Below are 13,527 nucleotides of genomic sequence, written 5' to 3' on the forward strand. Positions count from 1 at the left end.
TTACATTCTGGCCTCCCTATGGCTTCGCACCGCCCATGATCGCCCCTGTCATCCACAACCGCACTTTGCTCGTGCTGCTCATCGCCGTCACGCTGGCCTTTGGCGCCGTGCTGTGGCCCTTCCATGGTGCCGTCTTCTGGGGCGTGGTGCTGGCCATCCTGTTCAACCCACTGCACCGGCGCCTATTGGCGCGCATGCCGCGGCGGCGCAACCTGGCGGCCTTCCTGACGCTGTGTCTGTGCCTGGTGATGGTCATCCTGCCGGTGGCGCTGATCGGAGTGTCGCTGGTGCAGGAGGCCAGCGTCACCTACGAGCGCCTGCGCTCCGGGCAGATGAACTACGGCGCTTACGTGCAGCAAGTGCTGTCTGCCCTGCCGGCCTGGGCGCTGTCGCTGCTGGACCGCCTGCACCTGACCTCCATGGCCGAGGTGCAGGAGCGCCTGACCTCCGTCGGCGCACAGGCCAGCCAGTTCCTGGCCACCAAGGCGCTGGACGTGGGGCAGAACACCCTGCAGTTCATCGTCAGCTTTGGTGTCATGCTGTACCTGCTGTTCTTCCTGCTGCGCGACGGCCCCCGCCTGGCCGCGCGGCTGCGCCGGGCTGTCCCGCTGGACGACGAGCACAAGCGCGAGCTGTCGGGCAAGTTCACCACCGTGATCCGCGCCACCGTCAAGGGCAACATCGTCGTGGCCGCGGCCCAGGGCGCTTTAGGCGGGCTGATCTTCTGGCTGCTGGGCATCCAGGGGCCGGTGATGTGGGGCGTGCTGATGGCCTTTCTGTCGCTGCTGCCCGCTGTGGGGGCGGGGCTGATCTGGGGGCCGGTGGCCATCTATTTCATGGCCACCGGCGCGACCACGCAGGGCCTCATCCTCACGGCCTACGGCGTGGGCGTGATCGGCTTGGTGGACAACCTGCTGCGCCCGCTGCTGGTGGGCAAGGACACCAAGATGCCCGACTACGTGGTGCTGATCTCCACCCTGGGCGGCATGGCGCTGTTCGGGCTGACCGGCTTCGTCATCGGGCCGGTGATCGCGGCGCTGTTCATGGCCATCTGGGATCTGTTCTCGCCGCCCGATGAGCCGCCCCGGCCCTGACGGGGCCATGCCGGCTTGGCGCACCCGCGCCCCGGTGCCACACTGGCGAACCTGACCGTCCGAGAGCCGAGGCCGCCATGACCGACAACACCGCCCCTTTGCCCAACACCGTCTTCGCCTGCCTGGACGGACTGGCCAGTACCCCTGCCGTGGTGGACGGCGCCATCTGGGCCACGCAGCGGCTGGGCGCGCCGCTGGCGCTGCTGCACGCCCTGCAGCAGCCCGAGCCCCTGCCCCCCGTGGGTGATTACAGCGGCGTGATCGGCATGGGCGCGCAGGACCTGCTGCTGCAGCGCCTGAACGCGCTGGACGAGGAACGCACCCAGCTGGCCCAGCAGGCTGCGCGCCACATGCTGGAGCAGGCGCGCACCCGCGTGCCCGAAGAATCGGTGCCCGCGCTGCAGGTGCTGCTGCGCCACGGCGAGCTGACCGACGTGTTGCTGGAGCACGAGCCCGGCGCCCGCCTGTTCGTACTGGGCAGCAACCGCCCCGCCACCAGCGCGCGCAAGCTGCGCCTGGACCATCGCGTGGAAAGCGTGGTGCGCCAGGTGCGCCAACCCGTCCTGGTGGTCACGCGCACCGAATTCACCGCGCCGCGCAGCTTCGTGGTGGCCTACGACGGCAGCGCCACCGCCCACCGCGCCGTGCAGGCCGTGGCGCGCAGCCCGCTGCTGCGCGGCATGCCGGCCCTGCTGGCGATGGCCGGCGAGCCCACGGCCCAGGCGCGCCAGTGCCTGGACGAGGCGCAGGCGCTGCTGACCGCGGCGGGCTTCGAGGTGGGCACGCAAATCGTTCCCGGCGCGCCCGAAGAGACCATCCCTGCCCTCATGGAAGAGCGCAGCGACGCGCTGCTGGTGCTGGGCGCCTACGGGCACTCGCGCATCCGCCAGCTCATCGTGGGCAGCACCACCACGGCGCTGCTGCGCCTGTGCAGCGTGCCAGTACTGGTGCTGCACTAACCACCACTGCTCCTTAAAGCATAGCTGCTCGCGCTTTATTGAAGCGGACCAGAGCCGCTTTTGCCTTGCAACCAGCGGCGCATCCAGGCCAGCCCGCGCTGGGTGCCGCCGGGGCGGGTGTCGCGCGGGCGGTACTCGCAGCCCACCCAGCCGTCCCAGCCACAGCCGGTGGCCAGCTCGTCGATCACGCCGAAGAGGTAGGGGCCGTTCAGTTCGCCCTGGTCCGGCTCGCCGCGATCGGGCACGCCGGCGATCTGCAGGTGCCCAACGCGGCCCGTGGGCAGGTCGCGGCGCAGCGCCGTGGTCACGTCGCCTTCCATGATCTGCAGGTGGTACAGGTCCAGCTGCACCCGCACGTCGGGCGCGCCGATCTCCTGCACAAGCGCGTGCGCCTGGGCCTGCCGCTGCAGGAAGTAGCCTGGCATGTCGCGGCCGTTGATGGGTTCGATCAGCAGGCGAACGCCCTGCGCGGCTGCCTGCGCCGCAGCCCAGCGCAGGCGCTGCACGTAGGTCTGGTGCAACTGCTCGTGGGGCACACCCGCCGGTGCCAGGCCGGCCATGACGTGCACGCGCTCGCAGTTCAGCTGCCGGGCGTAGTCCAGCGCGCGGACGATGCCGTCCTGGAACTCGGCCTCGCGCCCCGGCAGGCAGGCCAGGCCGCGCTCGCCGGCGGCCCAGTCGCCCGGCGGCGCGTTGAACAGCACCTGCGCCAACCCGTGCGCAGCCAGTTGCTCGGCGATGGCCTGAGCCGGCCAATCGTAGGGAAAGAGGTACTCGACCCCGGCGAAGCCGTCGCGAGCGGCGGCGGCGAAACGGTCCAGGAAGTCATGCTCGGCGTAGAGCATGGACAGGTTGGCGGCAAAGCGAGGCATGGGGTTAGGGGGAAAGGGGGAGCGATGACTCCGCCTGTAGCGTGGCCGCGGCCACCAGGCGCTGGGTATAAGGGTGACGCGGCTGTTGCAGCACCTGCCGTACGTCGCCGGCCTCCACCACCTCGCCGTCCTTCATCACCAGCACCTCGTGCGCCATGGCGGCCACCACGGCCACGTCGTGGGTGATGAGCAGATACGACAGCGCCCGCTCCCGCTGCAGCCGCTGCAGCAGCGCCAGCACCTGCTGCTGGATGGTCACGTCCAGCGCGCTGGTGGGCTCATCCAGCACCAGCAGGCGCGGCTGGACGATGAGGGCGCGGGCGATGGCCAGGCGCTGGCGCTGGCCGCCGGAGAATTCATGTGGATAGCGCTCCAGCAGGCCGGGGAACTGCGCCTCGGTCAGGCCCACCTCGACCAGCATGGCCTGCACGCGCTCGCGCTGCTGCGGAGCAGCCAACGACGGCTCGTGCACGCGCAGGCCTTCGCCGACGATCTCGGCCACGGTCAGGCGCGGCGACAGCGAGGAGAACGGATCCTGGAACACCACCTGCACCTGGCGGCGCAGCTGCTGGTTGTGCGCACCGTTGTGCTGCGCGGGCTGCTGCCAGGACTGGCCGGCCACCTGCAGCTCGCCGCTGGCCGGCAGCAGGCCCAGCAGCGCCTGCGCCAGTGTGGACTTGCCCGAGCCGGATTCGCCCACCACGCCCAGGGTACGCGCCTGCGGCAGGCGCAGGGCCACGTCCTTCACGGCGACGAATTCGCCTTTGCGGAACCACCCGCGCACGCCCGGCAGCGGCACCGGGTAAGCCACGCGCAGGCCGCTCGCCTGCGCGGCGGGTGGCTGGCCCGGCACCTCGGGCTCCTCATGCACATCGCGCTGCGGGGCGCTGTGGATCAGCCGGCGCGTGTAGTCGTGCTGCGGCGCGGCGAACACCTCGCCCACGGCGCCCTGCTCCACCAGGTGGCCGTGCTCCATGACGGCCACACGGTCGGCGAAGCGGCGCACCAGCTGCAGGTCGTGGGTGATGAGCAGCACGGCCATGCCCGTCTGGCGCTGGAGATCGGACAGCAGCTCCAGGATCTGCCCGCGCAGCGTCACGTCCAGCGCCGTGGTGGGCTCATCGGCCAGCAGCAGGCGCGGCCGGCTGGCCAGGGCCATGGCGATCATGGCGCGCTGGCGCTGCCCGCCCGACAGCTGGTGGGCAAAGCTGGCGGCGCGGCGCGCGGGCTCGGGAATGCCCGTGGACGCTAGCAGTTCGATAGCTGCCTGCGCTGACTGGGAGCGGGTTAGCGCCTGTTTTAGCATCAAAACCTCGGCCACCTGCTCGCCCACCGGCATGAGCGGGTTGAGCGCCGTCATGGGCTCCTGGAAGACCATGGCGATGTCGCCCCCACGCACGCCGCGCAACTGCCGCTCGGACAGCTGCAGCAGATCGCCCTGGCCCTGCAGCAGCGCACTGCCGGACAGCTGGGCATCGCCGCTCAGGCGCAGCAGCGACAGCGCCGTCACCGTCTTGCCCGAGCCCGACTCGCCCACCAGCGCCAGCTTCTCGCCCGCGTGCACGTCGAAACTGACGCCATGCACCACCTGCTTGCCGCCGAAGGCGACGCGCAGATCACGCACCTGCAGCAGCGGCGCTGAACTGTGCTCAGGAGATGGCGGGATGACAGGGCTCATTGTTTACGGGGATCCAGGGCGTCGCGCAGCGCGTCACCCATGAAGGTGAGCAGCAGCAGTGTGGTCACCAGCACCGCGAAGGTGGACAGCGAGATCCACCATGCGTCGATGTTGTTCTTGCCCTGGCTCAGCAGCTCGCCCAGGCTGGGAGTGCCCGGCGGCACGCCCAGGCCCAGAAAATCCAGAGAGGTCAGCGCCAGGATGGCCGCGCCCATGCGAAACGGCAGGAAGGTGACCACCGGCGTCATGCTGTTGGGCAGGATGTGGCGCCAGATGATCTGCCGGCTGGGCACGCCCAGGGCGCGCGCGGCCTTGACGTAGTCCAGCTGGCGGTTGCGCAAAAACTCGGCGCGCACGTAGTCCGACAGTCCCATCCAGCCAAACAGGCTGAGCAGCACCAGCAGCAGCGCAATGCTGGGCGCGAACACGGCGCTGAAGATGATGAGCAAATACAGCTCGGGCATGGAGCCCCATATCTCGATGAAGCGCTGAAAGGCCAGATCAGTCTTGCCGCCGAAGAAGCCCTGTACCGCCCCCGCCGCCACGCCCAGCAGCACCCCCACCGCCGTCAGCGCCAGGGCAAACAGCACGCTGACGCGAAAGCCGTAGATGAGCTGCGCCAGCATGTCACGGCCCCGGTCGTCCGTGCCCAGCCAGTTCTCGCGCGAGGGCGGCGAGGGGTTGGGCTCCGGGCTGAAATAGTTCAGCGTGCCGGGCCCGTAATGGTTCAGCGGGTACAGCGCCCAGTTGCCCCCCTGCGTGATGCGCTCGCGCACGAAGGGGTCGAGGTAATCCGCCGGCGTGGGAAAGTCGCCGCCGAAAGTGGTCTCGGGGTAGTCCTGGAGCAGCGGGAAATAGAGCTGCCCCTCGTAGCGCACGACCAGCGGCCGGTCGCTGCTGATGACTTCGGCGGCCAGGCTGAGCACCACCAGGGTGCAGAACAGCACCAGGCTCCACAGGCCCAGACGGTTGGCGCAAAAGCGCCGCCAAGCGCGGCGCGCGGGGGACAGGGAAGGCTTGCTCGGCATCCTCGTCAATCGAACTTCACCCGCGGGTCCACCCACACATAGCACAGGTCGGAGATGAGCTTGGTCACCAGCCCGATGAGGGTGAACAGGAACAAAGTGCCCAACACCACGGGGTAGTCGCGGCGGATCACGCTCTCGTAGCTGAGCAGGCCCAGGCCGTCCAGCGAGAACAGCGTCTCGATCAGCAGCGAGCCGGCGAAGAAGGCGCCGATGAAGGCGGCCGGAAAGCCGGTAACGATGGGGATCAATGCGTTGCGGAAGACGTGCTTGTAGAGCACCTGGCGCTCGGACAGGCCCTTGGCGCGCGCCGTCAGCACGTACTGCTTGCGGATCTCCTCCAGAAAGGCGTTCTTCGTGAGCATGGCCGTGACGGCGAAGCTGCCGGCGACCATGGCCGTCACGGGCAGCGCGATGTGCCACAGGTAATCCACGATGCGCGCACCCCAGCTCAGCTCGTCCCAGTTGGACGAGGTCAGTCCGCGCAGCGGAAACCACTGCAGCTGCCCGCCGAAGATGACCAACAGCGCCACGCCCAGCACAAAGCCCGGGATGGCATAGCCCACCAGGATGACGAGCGTGGTAACGAAGTCGAAGCGCGAGCCCGCGCGCACCGCCTTGGCCACGCCCAGCGGCACGGCGACCAGGTAGCTGATGAAGAAGGTCCACAGCCCCAAGCTGATGGACACAGGCAGCTTCTCCTTGATGAGCTGCCACACGTCCTTGTTCTGGAAGAAGCTGCGCCCGAGGTCGAAGCGCGCGAACTGGCCCAGCATCTGCACGAAGCGCTCGTGCGCCGGCTTGTCGAAGCCGTAGAGCTGCTTGATCTGCTCCAGGCGCTTCGGGTCCACGCCCTGCGCGCCGCGGTAGGCCATGCCACCGCCCTCCCGTGCGCCGCCGCCGGCGCCCATGCCGGCCTTGGCTTCGGCCAGGTACTGCTCCACCGGACCGCCGGGCACGAACTGGATGACCACGAAGGTCAGCAGCAGCACGCCCAGCAGCGTGGGCAGCATGAGCAGCAGGCGTTTGAGGATGTAGGCGAACATTTAGAACGGGCAGGCCAGCGTGCGAGGGGCGATTGTCACAGCCAGCGCCGCACGCGGCGGCAATAGTCCTGGTACGGCGCGCCGAATTTGTCCGCCAGCGTCCGCTCCTCGGGCTGGATCTGAAAGCGCGTGATATAGGCCACGAACACGGCGATGGCCAGCAGCGACAGCGCGCTGCCCAGCCACAGGCACAGCGCCAGCAGCAGCACGGCCATGCCCAGGTACATGGGGTTGCGCGTGAAGCGGTACGGCCCGCTCTGCACCACCGTGCGCGAGCGCTCGGGCGCAAAGGGGTTGGGCGTGGTGCGGTGGCGCCTGAACACCAGCAGGGCCCACCCATCCAGCGCCAGTCCCAAGGCCAGGCACACCGCGACCAGCGGCAGGCGCCAGCCGCCGTCCCCGCGCCAGGCCGGCACGGCAGCGGCCAGCGCCCAGGTCAGCAGCGCGCAGGCAATGCCCACCAGCGGCGGCGGTATGGTGTGCTCCAGGGCTTTCATGGGCAGACAATATATTCAGTCAAATCGGGCTCCAGCCCGCGCCAGGCATGCGCGGGCAGCTATGGTTTTTTCGACCACCATGTTTCCACCGCCCACATCTCGCCAGGCGAATACGGCGGCACCACGTCGGGCCGCGCCAGGCGCCAGGCATTGAAGGCCATGCGGTGGGTGCCGGCGGACCACTGCGGGATCAAATAATGCTCGTGCGCAATGATGCGGTCCAGCGCGTGGCAGGCGGGCAGCATCTGCTCCAGGGTCTTGGCCGAGACCATGGCGGCAATGGCCGCGTCCACGGCCGGGTTCTTCACGCCGGGGAAGTTGCCCGAGTCCTCCTGGTCGGCCGCCTGGCTGCCGAACAGGTCGGCGAACTCCTGGCCCGGGTTGTTGGTGCCCTGGTAGGCGATGGTGGTGATGTCGAAGTCGAACTTCTGCAGTCGCTGCTGGTACAGCGCGAAGTCCACCGAGCGGAACCTGAGCGTGATGCCCAGCTTCTCCAGGTTGCGCATCCAGGCCGACAGGGTGCGGATGCCGCCTTCGTTGCTGTCCATGTATTCCAGCACGAAGGGCTCGCCGGCCGCGTTGCGCAAGGCGCCGTCCTTGAATTCCCAGCCGGCGTCCTTCAGCAGTTCCTGCGCGCGGCGCAGGTTGTCCCGCAGCGTGGTGGCACCGTCGGTGGTGGGCGGCTCGGCCATCGGGCCGAACACGGTGGCCGGCAGCTGCGCGCGAAAGGGCGCTAGCAGCGCGACTTCCTCGGGCGTGGGCTCGCCGTGCGTTTCGCACATGGTGTTGCCGAACAGGCCGCGCACACGCTGGTAGGCGCCGTAGAACAGGCGCCGGCTCATCCACTCGAAGTCGAACGCCAGGCCCAGCGCCTCGCGCACGCGGTGATCAGCCAACAGGGGGCGGCGGGTGTTCAGCACGAAGCTCTGAAAGCCCAGCGGCAGCTTGTTGGCGAACTCGCCCTTGACCAGCTCGCCGGTGTCGAACTTCTTGCCATTCACGCGCCGCGCCCAGTCGCCGGCACTGAAAAAGCGCATCAGGTCGAATTCGCCGGCCTTGAGCGCCTCCAGCCGCGCCGTGCTGTCCTTGTAGATCTTGACCAGGATGCGATCGAAGTTGGCCGTGCCACGGCGCACCGGCAGGTCGCGCGCCCAGTAATCGGGGTCGCGCACGTAGGTGATGTCCTTGCCGAAGTTCACCGGGCCGATGCGATACGGGCCGCTGCCGATGGGAATGTCCATCACCACCTGGTCGAAGGGCTTGCCCTGGCCCCACTCGCGGCTGAATACCGGCAGTCCGCCCACGGTCAGGGGCAGCTCGCGGTTGGGCGCCCTGAAGCGGTAGCGCACCGTGCGTTCGTCCAGGACCTGAACCTCGGCCACGTCCGCCAGCATGGTCTTGTAGCCGGGCGAGGTGAAGGGGCCCATCAGTGTGTCGAAGCTGTGCTTGACGTCGGCCGCCAGCACCGGCTTGCCGTCGTGGAAACGCGCCTCGGGCCGCAGGCGGAAGGTGGCGGACAGGCCGTCGCCAGCCACGCTCACGTCCTCGGCCAGCAGGCCATAGCCGGTGGCCGTCTCGTCCATGGAGCCGGTCAGCAGCGTGTCGAACATCAGCGAGGCCAGGTAGGCCGGCGCGTTACCACGGATGGTGAACGGGTTGTACTTGTCGAAGGTGGATACGCGCAGGTTGCTCACCAGGCGCAGCTCACCGCCCTTGGGCGCGTCGGGGTTCACATAGGGCAGGTACGCAAAGTCCGGCGGCAGCTGCGGCTGGCCCCACATGGCGTAGGCGTGGGCACTCCACGCGGCGGGCGCGGACAGCAGCCCGCAGGTCATCAGTACGAAGCAGGTCAGCCAATACCGCATGCGACAATTCTGCATCACTGAAACACACCTTCTGGAGAGAACAACAATGGGTTTCCTCGCCGGCAAAAAGCTGCTCGTCACGGGCGTGCTGTCCAACCGTTCCATCGCCTATGGCATCGCCCGGGCCTGCCACCAGCAGGGCGCCGAACTGGCCTTCAGCTACGTGGGCGAGCGCTTCAAGGACCGGATCACCGAATTCGCCGCGGAGTTCAACTCCACGATGGTGTTTGATTGCGACGTGGCCGACGACGCACAGATCGACGCCATGTTCTCGCAGCTGGGCCAGACCTGGGGCAAGTTCGACGGCTTCGTGCACAGCATCGGCTTCGCTCCGCGCGAGGCGATCGCCGGCAACTTCCTGGACGGCCTGTCGCGCGAAGGTTTTCGCATCGCGCACGACATCAGCGCCTACAGCTTCCCGGCCCTGGCCAAGGCGGCCCTGCCCTACCTGAACGACAAGTCCGCGCTGCTGACGCTGTCGTACCTGGGCGCGCTGCGCTCCATTCCCAACTACAACACCATGGGCCTGGCCAAGGCCAGCCTGGAGGCATCCGTGCGCTACCTGGCTGAAGCCGTGGGCCGCACCGAGGACGGCCGCGCCATCCGCGTGAACGGCATCAGCGCCGGCCCCATCAAGACGCTGGCCGCCAGCGGCATCAAGGACTTCGGCAAGCTGCTGGGCCGCGTGGCCGACGCCGCGCCGCTGCGCCGCAACGTGACCATCGAGGACGTGGGCAACGTCGCGGCCTTTTTGCTGTCCGACCTGGCCAGCGGTGTGACGGCCGAGATCACCTACGTGGACGGCGGCTTCAGCCAGACGGCGGGCCTGTCGGCCGACCAGGTCTGAGCGAACCGGCGCGGCCGTGCAGACTCTGCCGATGCCGCCCTCCCCGCCTCTCCTGCAGACCGCGCCCCGCGGCTGCGGGATTTTTTATGGTCTTTTCCACCTCCGGCGCCCGCCAGTCAAGCGCTGGCAGCTATGGTTTTTGATAGCCCGCTGGGCCGCCGTGGGCGTCTGGGGCGCCTGGTCCCCGGGCGCAGGAGCGCAGGCGCCCGCGGTGACGCTGGCGCAGCACTACCACCCGGCTGTGGATCTGTCCGCCTACTGGGTCAGCGAAAAATACGACGGCGTGCGCGCCGTGTGGGACGGGCAGCAGCTGCTCAGCCGCCAGGGGCTCCCGATCCGCGCCCCGGCCTGGTTCACGGCCGGCTGGCCCGCGGTGCCGATGGACGGCGAGCTGTGGGCCGGGCGCGGCCAGTTCGCCGCCGCGCAGTCGGCCGTGGCGCAGGCCGTACCGGTGGACAGTCAATGGCGTGCGCTGCGCTACATGGTGTTCGACCTGCCGGGCCACCCGGGCGACTTCACCACGCGGCTGCCAGCGCTGCAGCGCCACGTGGCCGCGCTGGGCCAGCCCTGGGTGCAAGCCGTTGTGCAGTGGCGCGTCGCCAGCCACGGCGAGCTGATGGCGCAGCTGCGCACGCACGAGCGCGCCGGCGCCGAGGGCCTGATGCTGCGCCGCGCCGATGCGCCCTACCGCGGCGGGCGCAGCGACGATCTGCTCAAGCTGAAATCGCATGAGGACGCCGAGGCCGTGGTCATCGGCCACGAACCGGGCCGGGGCAAGTACCGGGGCATGACCGGCGCGCTGCTGGTCCGCCTGCCCGGCGGCCAGACGCTGCGCCTGGGCAGCGGCCTGAGCGACGCCCAGCGCCGCGCGCCGCCGCCGGTGGGCACGACCGTGACCTACCGCTACAACGGCACGCACGCCGGCAGCGGCCTGCCGCGCTTCGCGCGTTTCTGGCGCGTGCGGGCCGATGCGCCGCCCGGCTCGGGCACGGCGGCAGATACAAGGCAAAACGGCCTCCAGCCCTTGCCCGACAAGCGCGAACAGCTATCAACAAGGTAGCAAAAAGCCGCCCCGGCAAGGCCGGCGGCGGCTGAATGGACTGCGCTGCGGCGCTTGCGCGGGCGGCGCCCTCAGATGATGCGGCTGTAGGGCCCGTCGTCGCCGACCTGCACCAGCTTCTTGCCCTTGCCGGCGTTGCTGCGCGACTTGGGGATCTCGGTCTTCTCGGCGGCCACGCAGTCGGCGTAGTAGCGCACGTGGCCTTCCTCGTCCTCGATCTCCACCAGGCCGTGGATGTCTGTCTCAAAGCCCGGGCAGAGCTTGGAGAACTCGCGCGAGAACTTGAGGTAGTCGACGATCTTCTTGTTGAACACCTCGCCGGGGATGAGCAGCGGGATGCCGGGCGGGTACGGCGTGATCAGGCTGGTGGTGATGCGCCCCTCCAGCTCGTCGATGGCCACGCGCTCGGTCCTGCGCTGCGCGATGTGGGCGTAGGCGTCGCTGGGCTTCATGGCGGGCGTCAGGTCGCTCAGGTACATCTCCGTCGTCAGGCGGGCGATGTCGTACTTGGCGTAGAGCTGGTGCACGTGCTGGCACAGGTCCTTGAGGCCCATGCGCTCATAGCGTTTGTGCTGGGCGCAGAACTCCGGGAGGATGCGCCACATGGGCTGATTCTTCTCGTAGTCGTCCTTGAATTGCTGCAGCGCGGCCAGCAGCGTGTTCCAGCGGCCCTTGGTGATGCCGATGGTGAACATGATGAAGAAGCTGTACAGGCCCGTCTTCTCGACCACCACGCCGTGCTCGGCCAGGTACTTGGTCACGATGGACGCGGGAATGCCGGTCTTATCGAACTTGCCGTCCAGATTCAGGCCGGGCGTGACGATCGTGGACTTGATCGGGTCCAGCATGTTGAAGCCGTCAGCCAGCGGGCCGAAGCCGTGCCACTTGCTCGGGTTGTTTTTCTTGCCCTTGCTGTCGCCGCGGATGATCCAGTCCTCGGCGCGGCCCAGGCCCTCGTCCACCAGCTTGTCCGGCCCCCAGACCGTGAACCACCAGTCGTCCTTGCCGAACTCGTCCTCCACCTTGCGCATGGCGCGGCGGAAGTCCAGCGCCTCGACCAGGCTCTCCTCGACCAGCGCGGTGCCGCCGGGCGGCTCCATCATGGCGGCGGCCACATCGCAGCTGGCGATGATGCTGTATTGCGGGCTGGTCGAGGTGTGCATCAGGTACGCCTCGTTGAACAGGTGGCGGTCCAGCTTGGTGGTCTGGCTGTCCTGCACCAGCACGTGGCTGGCCTGGCTGATGCCGGCCAGCAGCTTGTGGATGGACTGCGTGGCGTACACCACCGACTGCTTGGGCCGTGCGCGCTTCTTGCCCATGGCGTGGTAGCTGCCGTAGAACGGGTGAAAGGCGGCGTGCGGCAGCCAGGCCTCGTCGAAGTGCAGGTTCTCGACGTAGCCGTCGAGCATGCCCTTGATGGTTTCGGTGTTGTAGAGCACGCCGTCGTAGGTGGACTGCGTGAGCGTCAGCACACGCGGCTTGACGGTCTTGGCGTCCACGCCCTTGAGCAGCGGGTTGGCGCGGATCTTGGCCTGGATGGTGGCGGGCTCGAACTCGCTTTGCGGGATCGGCCCGATGATGCCGAAGTGGTTGCGTGTGGGCTTCAGGAAGACGGGGACGGCCCCGGTCATGATGATGCTGTGCAGGATGGACTTGTGGCAGTTGCGGTCCACCACCACCACGTCGCCCGGCGCCACGGTGTGGTGCCACACCATCTTGTTGGACGTGGACGTGCCGTTGGTCACGAAGAAGCAATGGTCGGCGTTGAAGATGCGCGCGGCGTTGCGCTCGCTCTCGCCGATGGCGCCGTTGTGGTCCAGCAGCTGGCCCAGCTCCTCCACCGCGTTGCAGACGTCGGCGCGCAGCATGTTCTCGCCATAAAACTGGTGGTACATCTGGCCTACCGGGCTCTTCAGGAAGGCCACGCCGCCCGAGTGGCCGGGGCAGTGCCAGCTGTAGGAGCCGTCTTCGGCGTAGTCCAGCAGCGCCTTGAAAAACGGCGGCTGCACGCCCTCCAGGTAGCTCTTGGCCTCACGGATGATGTGGCGTGCCACGAATTCGGGCGTGTCCTCGAACATGTGGATGAAACCGTGCAGCTCGCGCAGGATGTCATTGGGCAGGTGGCGCGCGGTCTTGGTCTCGCCGTGCACGTAGATCGGCACTTCGGTGTTCTTGCGGCGCACCTCGCCGATGAAGTGGCGCAGGCTGTGCACGATGGGATCGTGCCCCGTGCCCAGCGTGAACTCTTCGTCGTCGATGGACAGGATGAAGGCGCTGGCGCGGCTTTGCTGCTGGGCGAACTGCGACAGGTCGCCATAGCTGGTCACTCCCAGGACTTCAAAACCCTCGGCCTCGATGGCCTGCGCCAGGGCGCGGATCCCCAAGCCGGAGGTGTTCTCGGAGCGGTAGTCCTCGTCGATGATGACGATGGGAAAGCGAAACTTCATGCGCTGCCTCCGGCATGCGGGTGGAAAAACGTGAAAGGCGCGAAGTGTACGGAATATGCCTGTCGGCGCTGTGAAGCCCCGGACATTTCGCACAGAATCACCGTAACCGCGTGCAAACCTGTGCACGCCCGATATCA

General features: G+C 68.2%; 11 protein-coding genes. 4 read left to right on the top strand and 7 right to left on the bottom strand.

What is annotated here, in order from left to right; all coding sequences use genetic code 11:
- Window positions 1-35: 35 nt before the first annotated feature.
- Together RT282_RS09345 and RT282_RS09350 are read left to right on the top strand one after the other, a co-directional pair.
- Window positions 36-1,094: an AI-2E family transporter gene (locus RT282_RS09345; protein WP_313313399.1), complete on the top strand. Its 1,059-nt coding sequence runs from the start codon at window positions 36-38 to the stop codon at window positions 1,092-1,094.
- A 77-nt stretch (window positions 1,095-1,171) separates the two neighbouring features.
- Complete coding sequence (locus RT282_RS09350) at window positions 1,172-2,053, top strand: universal stress protein (protein WP_312304248.1); 882 nt, start codon at window positions 1,172-1,174, stop codon at window positions 2,051-2,053.
- A gap of 35 nt (window positions 2,054-2,088) precedes the next feature.
- Here RT282_RS09350 and otnI read toward each other — a convergent pair whose 3' ends face one another.
- Genes otnI through RT282_RS09380 form a run of 6 tightly spaced genes read right to left on the bottom strand, consistent with a single transcriptional unit; the run spans window position 2,089 to window position 9,036 of the window.
- Window positions 2,089-2,925 (bottom strand): 2-oxo-tetronate isomerase, encoded by an 837-nt coding sequence (otnI, locus tag RT282_RS09355; protein WP_313313400.1) that lies wholly within the window; start codon window positions 2,923-2,925, stop codon window positions 2,089-2,091.
- 4 nt (window positions 2,926-2,929) lie between these two features.
- Window positions 2,930-4,603, bottom strand: coding sequence for a dipeptide ABC transporter ATP-binding protein (locus RT282_RS09360; protein WP_313313402.1), 1,674 nt, complete (start codon window positions 4,601-4,603; stop codon window positions 2,930-2,932).
- Entirely contained in the window at window positions 4,600-5,631 is a 1,032-nt protein-coding gene (locus tag RT282_RS09365; RefSeq protein WP_313313403.1) for an ABC transporter permease, read from the bottom strand. The genes RT282_RS09360 and RT282_RS09365 overlap by 4 nt, the downstream gene beginning before the upstream one ends.
- 5 nt (window positions 5,632-5,636) lie before the next feature.
- Entirely contained in the window at window positions 5,637-6,674 is a 1,038-nt protein-coding gene (locus RT282_RS09370) for an ABC transporter permease subunit (RefSeq protein WP_313313404.1), read from the bottom strand.
- A 35-nt stretch (window positions 6,675-6,709) separates the two neighbouring features.
- Window positions 6,710-7,171 carry an isoprenylcysteine carboxylmethyltransferase family protein gene (locus tag RT282_RS09375; RefSeq protein ID WP_313313405.1) on the bottom strand — a complete coding sequence of 154 codons (462 nt, stop codon included), beginning with the start codon at window positions 7,169-7,171 and terminating at the stop codon, window positions 6,710-6,712.
- A 59-nt stretch (window positions 7,172-7,230) separates the two neighbouring features.
- Window positions 7,231-9,036 carry an extracellular solute-binding protein gene (locus RT282_RS09380; RefSeq protein ID WP_313313406.1) on the bottom strand — a complete coding sequence of 602 codons (1,806 nt, stop codon included), beginning with the start codon at window positions 9,034-9,036 and terminating at the stop codon, window positions 7,231-7,233.
- A 46-nt stretch (window positions 9,037-9,082) separates the two neighbouring features.
- On the opposite strand from RT282_RS09380, the gene fabI reads away from it, so the two are divergent.
- Both fabI and RT282_RS09390 read left to right on the top strand, forming a co-directional pair.
- Complete coding sequence (gene fabI, locus RT282_RS09385; protein WP_313313407.1) at window positions 9,083-9,883, top strand: enoyl-ACP reductase FabI; 801 nt, start codon at window positions 9,083-9,085, stop codon at window positions 9,881-9,883.
- Window positions 9,884-10,022: 139 nt separating this feature from the next.
- Entirely contained in the window at window positions 10,023-10,943 is a 921-nt protein-coding gene (locus tag RT282_RS09390) for a DNA ligase (protein WP_313313408.1), read from the top strand.
- A gap of 71 nt (window positions 10,944-11,014) precedes the next feature.
- Here RT282_RS09390 and RT282_RS09395 read toward each other — a convergent pair whose 3' ends face one another.
- Complete coding sequence (locus RT282_RS09395) at window positions 11,015-13,390, bottom strand: arginine/lysine/ornithine decarboxylase (RefSeq protein WP_313313410.1); 2,376 nt, start codon at window positions 13,388-13,390, stop codon at window positions 11,015-11,017.
- Window positions 13,391-13,527: the final 137 nt, after the last annotated feature.

Origin of the sequence: Pulveribacter sp., from assembly GCF_032079985.1 — a bacterium.
Classification (GTDB): Bacteria; Pseudomonadota; Gammaproteobacteria; order Burkholderiales; family Burkholderiaceae_C; genus Melaminivora.

What these genes read in the sequence shown, in the direction of transcription:
- RT282_RS09345 (WP_313313399.1), top strand. Translation starts at nt 36, where the DNA reads ATGATCGCCCCTGTCATCCACAACCGCACTTTGCTCGTGCTGCTCATC.
- RT282_RS09350 (WP_312304248.1), top strand. Translation starts at nt 1,172, where the DNA reads ATGACCGACAACACCGCCCCTTTGCCCAACACCGTCTTCGCCTGCCTG.
- otnI (WP_313313400.1), bottom strand. Translation starts at nt 2,925, where the DNA reads ATGCCTCGCTTTGCCGCCAACCTGTCCATGCTCTACGCCGAGCATGAC.
- RT282_RS09360 (WP_313313402.1), bottom strand. Translation starts at nt 4,603, where the DNA reads ATGAGCCCTGTCATCCCGCCATCTCCTGAGCACAGTTCAGCGCCGCTG.
- RT282_RS09365 (WP_313313403.1), bottom strand. Translation starts at nt 5,631, where the DNA reads ATGCCGAGCAAGCCTTCCCTGTCCCCCGCGCGCCGCGCTTGGCGGCGC.
- RT282_RS09370 (WP_313313404.1), bottom strand. Translation starts at nt 6,674, where the DNA reads ATGTTCGCCTACATCCTCAAACGCCTGCTGCTCATGCTGCCCACGCTG.
- RT282_RS09375 (WP_313313405.1), bottom strand. Translation starts at nt 7,171, where the DNA reads ATGAAAGCCCTGGAGCACACCATACCGCCGCCGCTGGTGGGCATTGCC.
- RT282_RS09380 (WP_313313406.1), bottom strand. Translation starts at nt 9,036, where the DNA reads ATGCGGTATTGGCTGACCTGCTTCGTACTGATGACCTGCGGGCTGCTG.
- fabI (WP_313313407.1), top strand. Translation starts at nt 9,083, where the DNA reads ATGGGTTTCCTCGCCGGCAAAAAGCTGCTCGTCACGGGCGTGCTGTCC.
- RT282_RS09395 (WP_313313410.1), bottom strand. Translation starts at nt 13,390, where the DNA reads ATGAAGTTTCGCTTTCCCATCGTCATCATCGACGAGGACTACCGCTCC.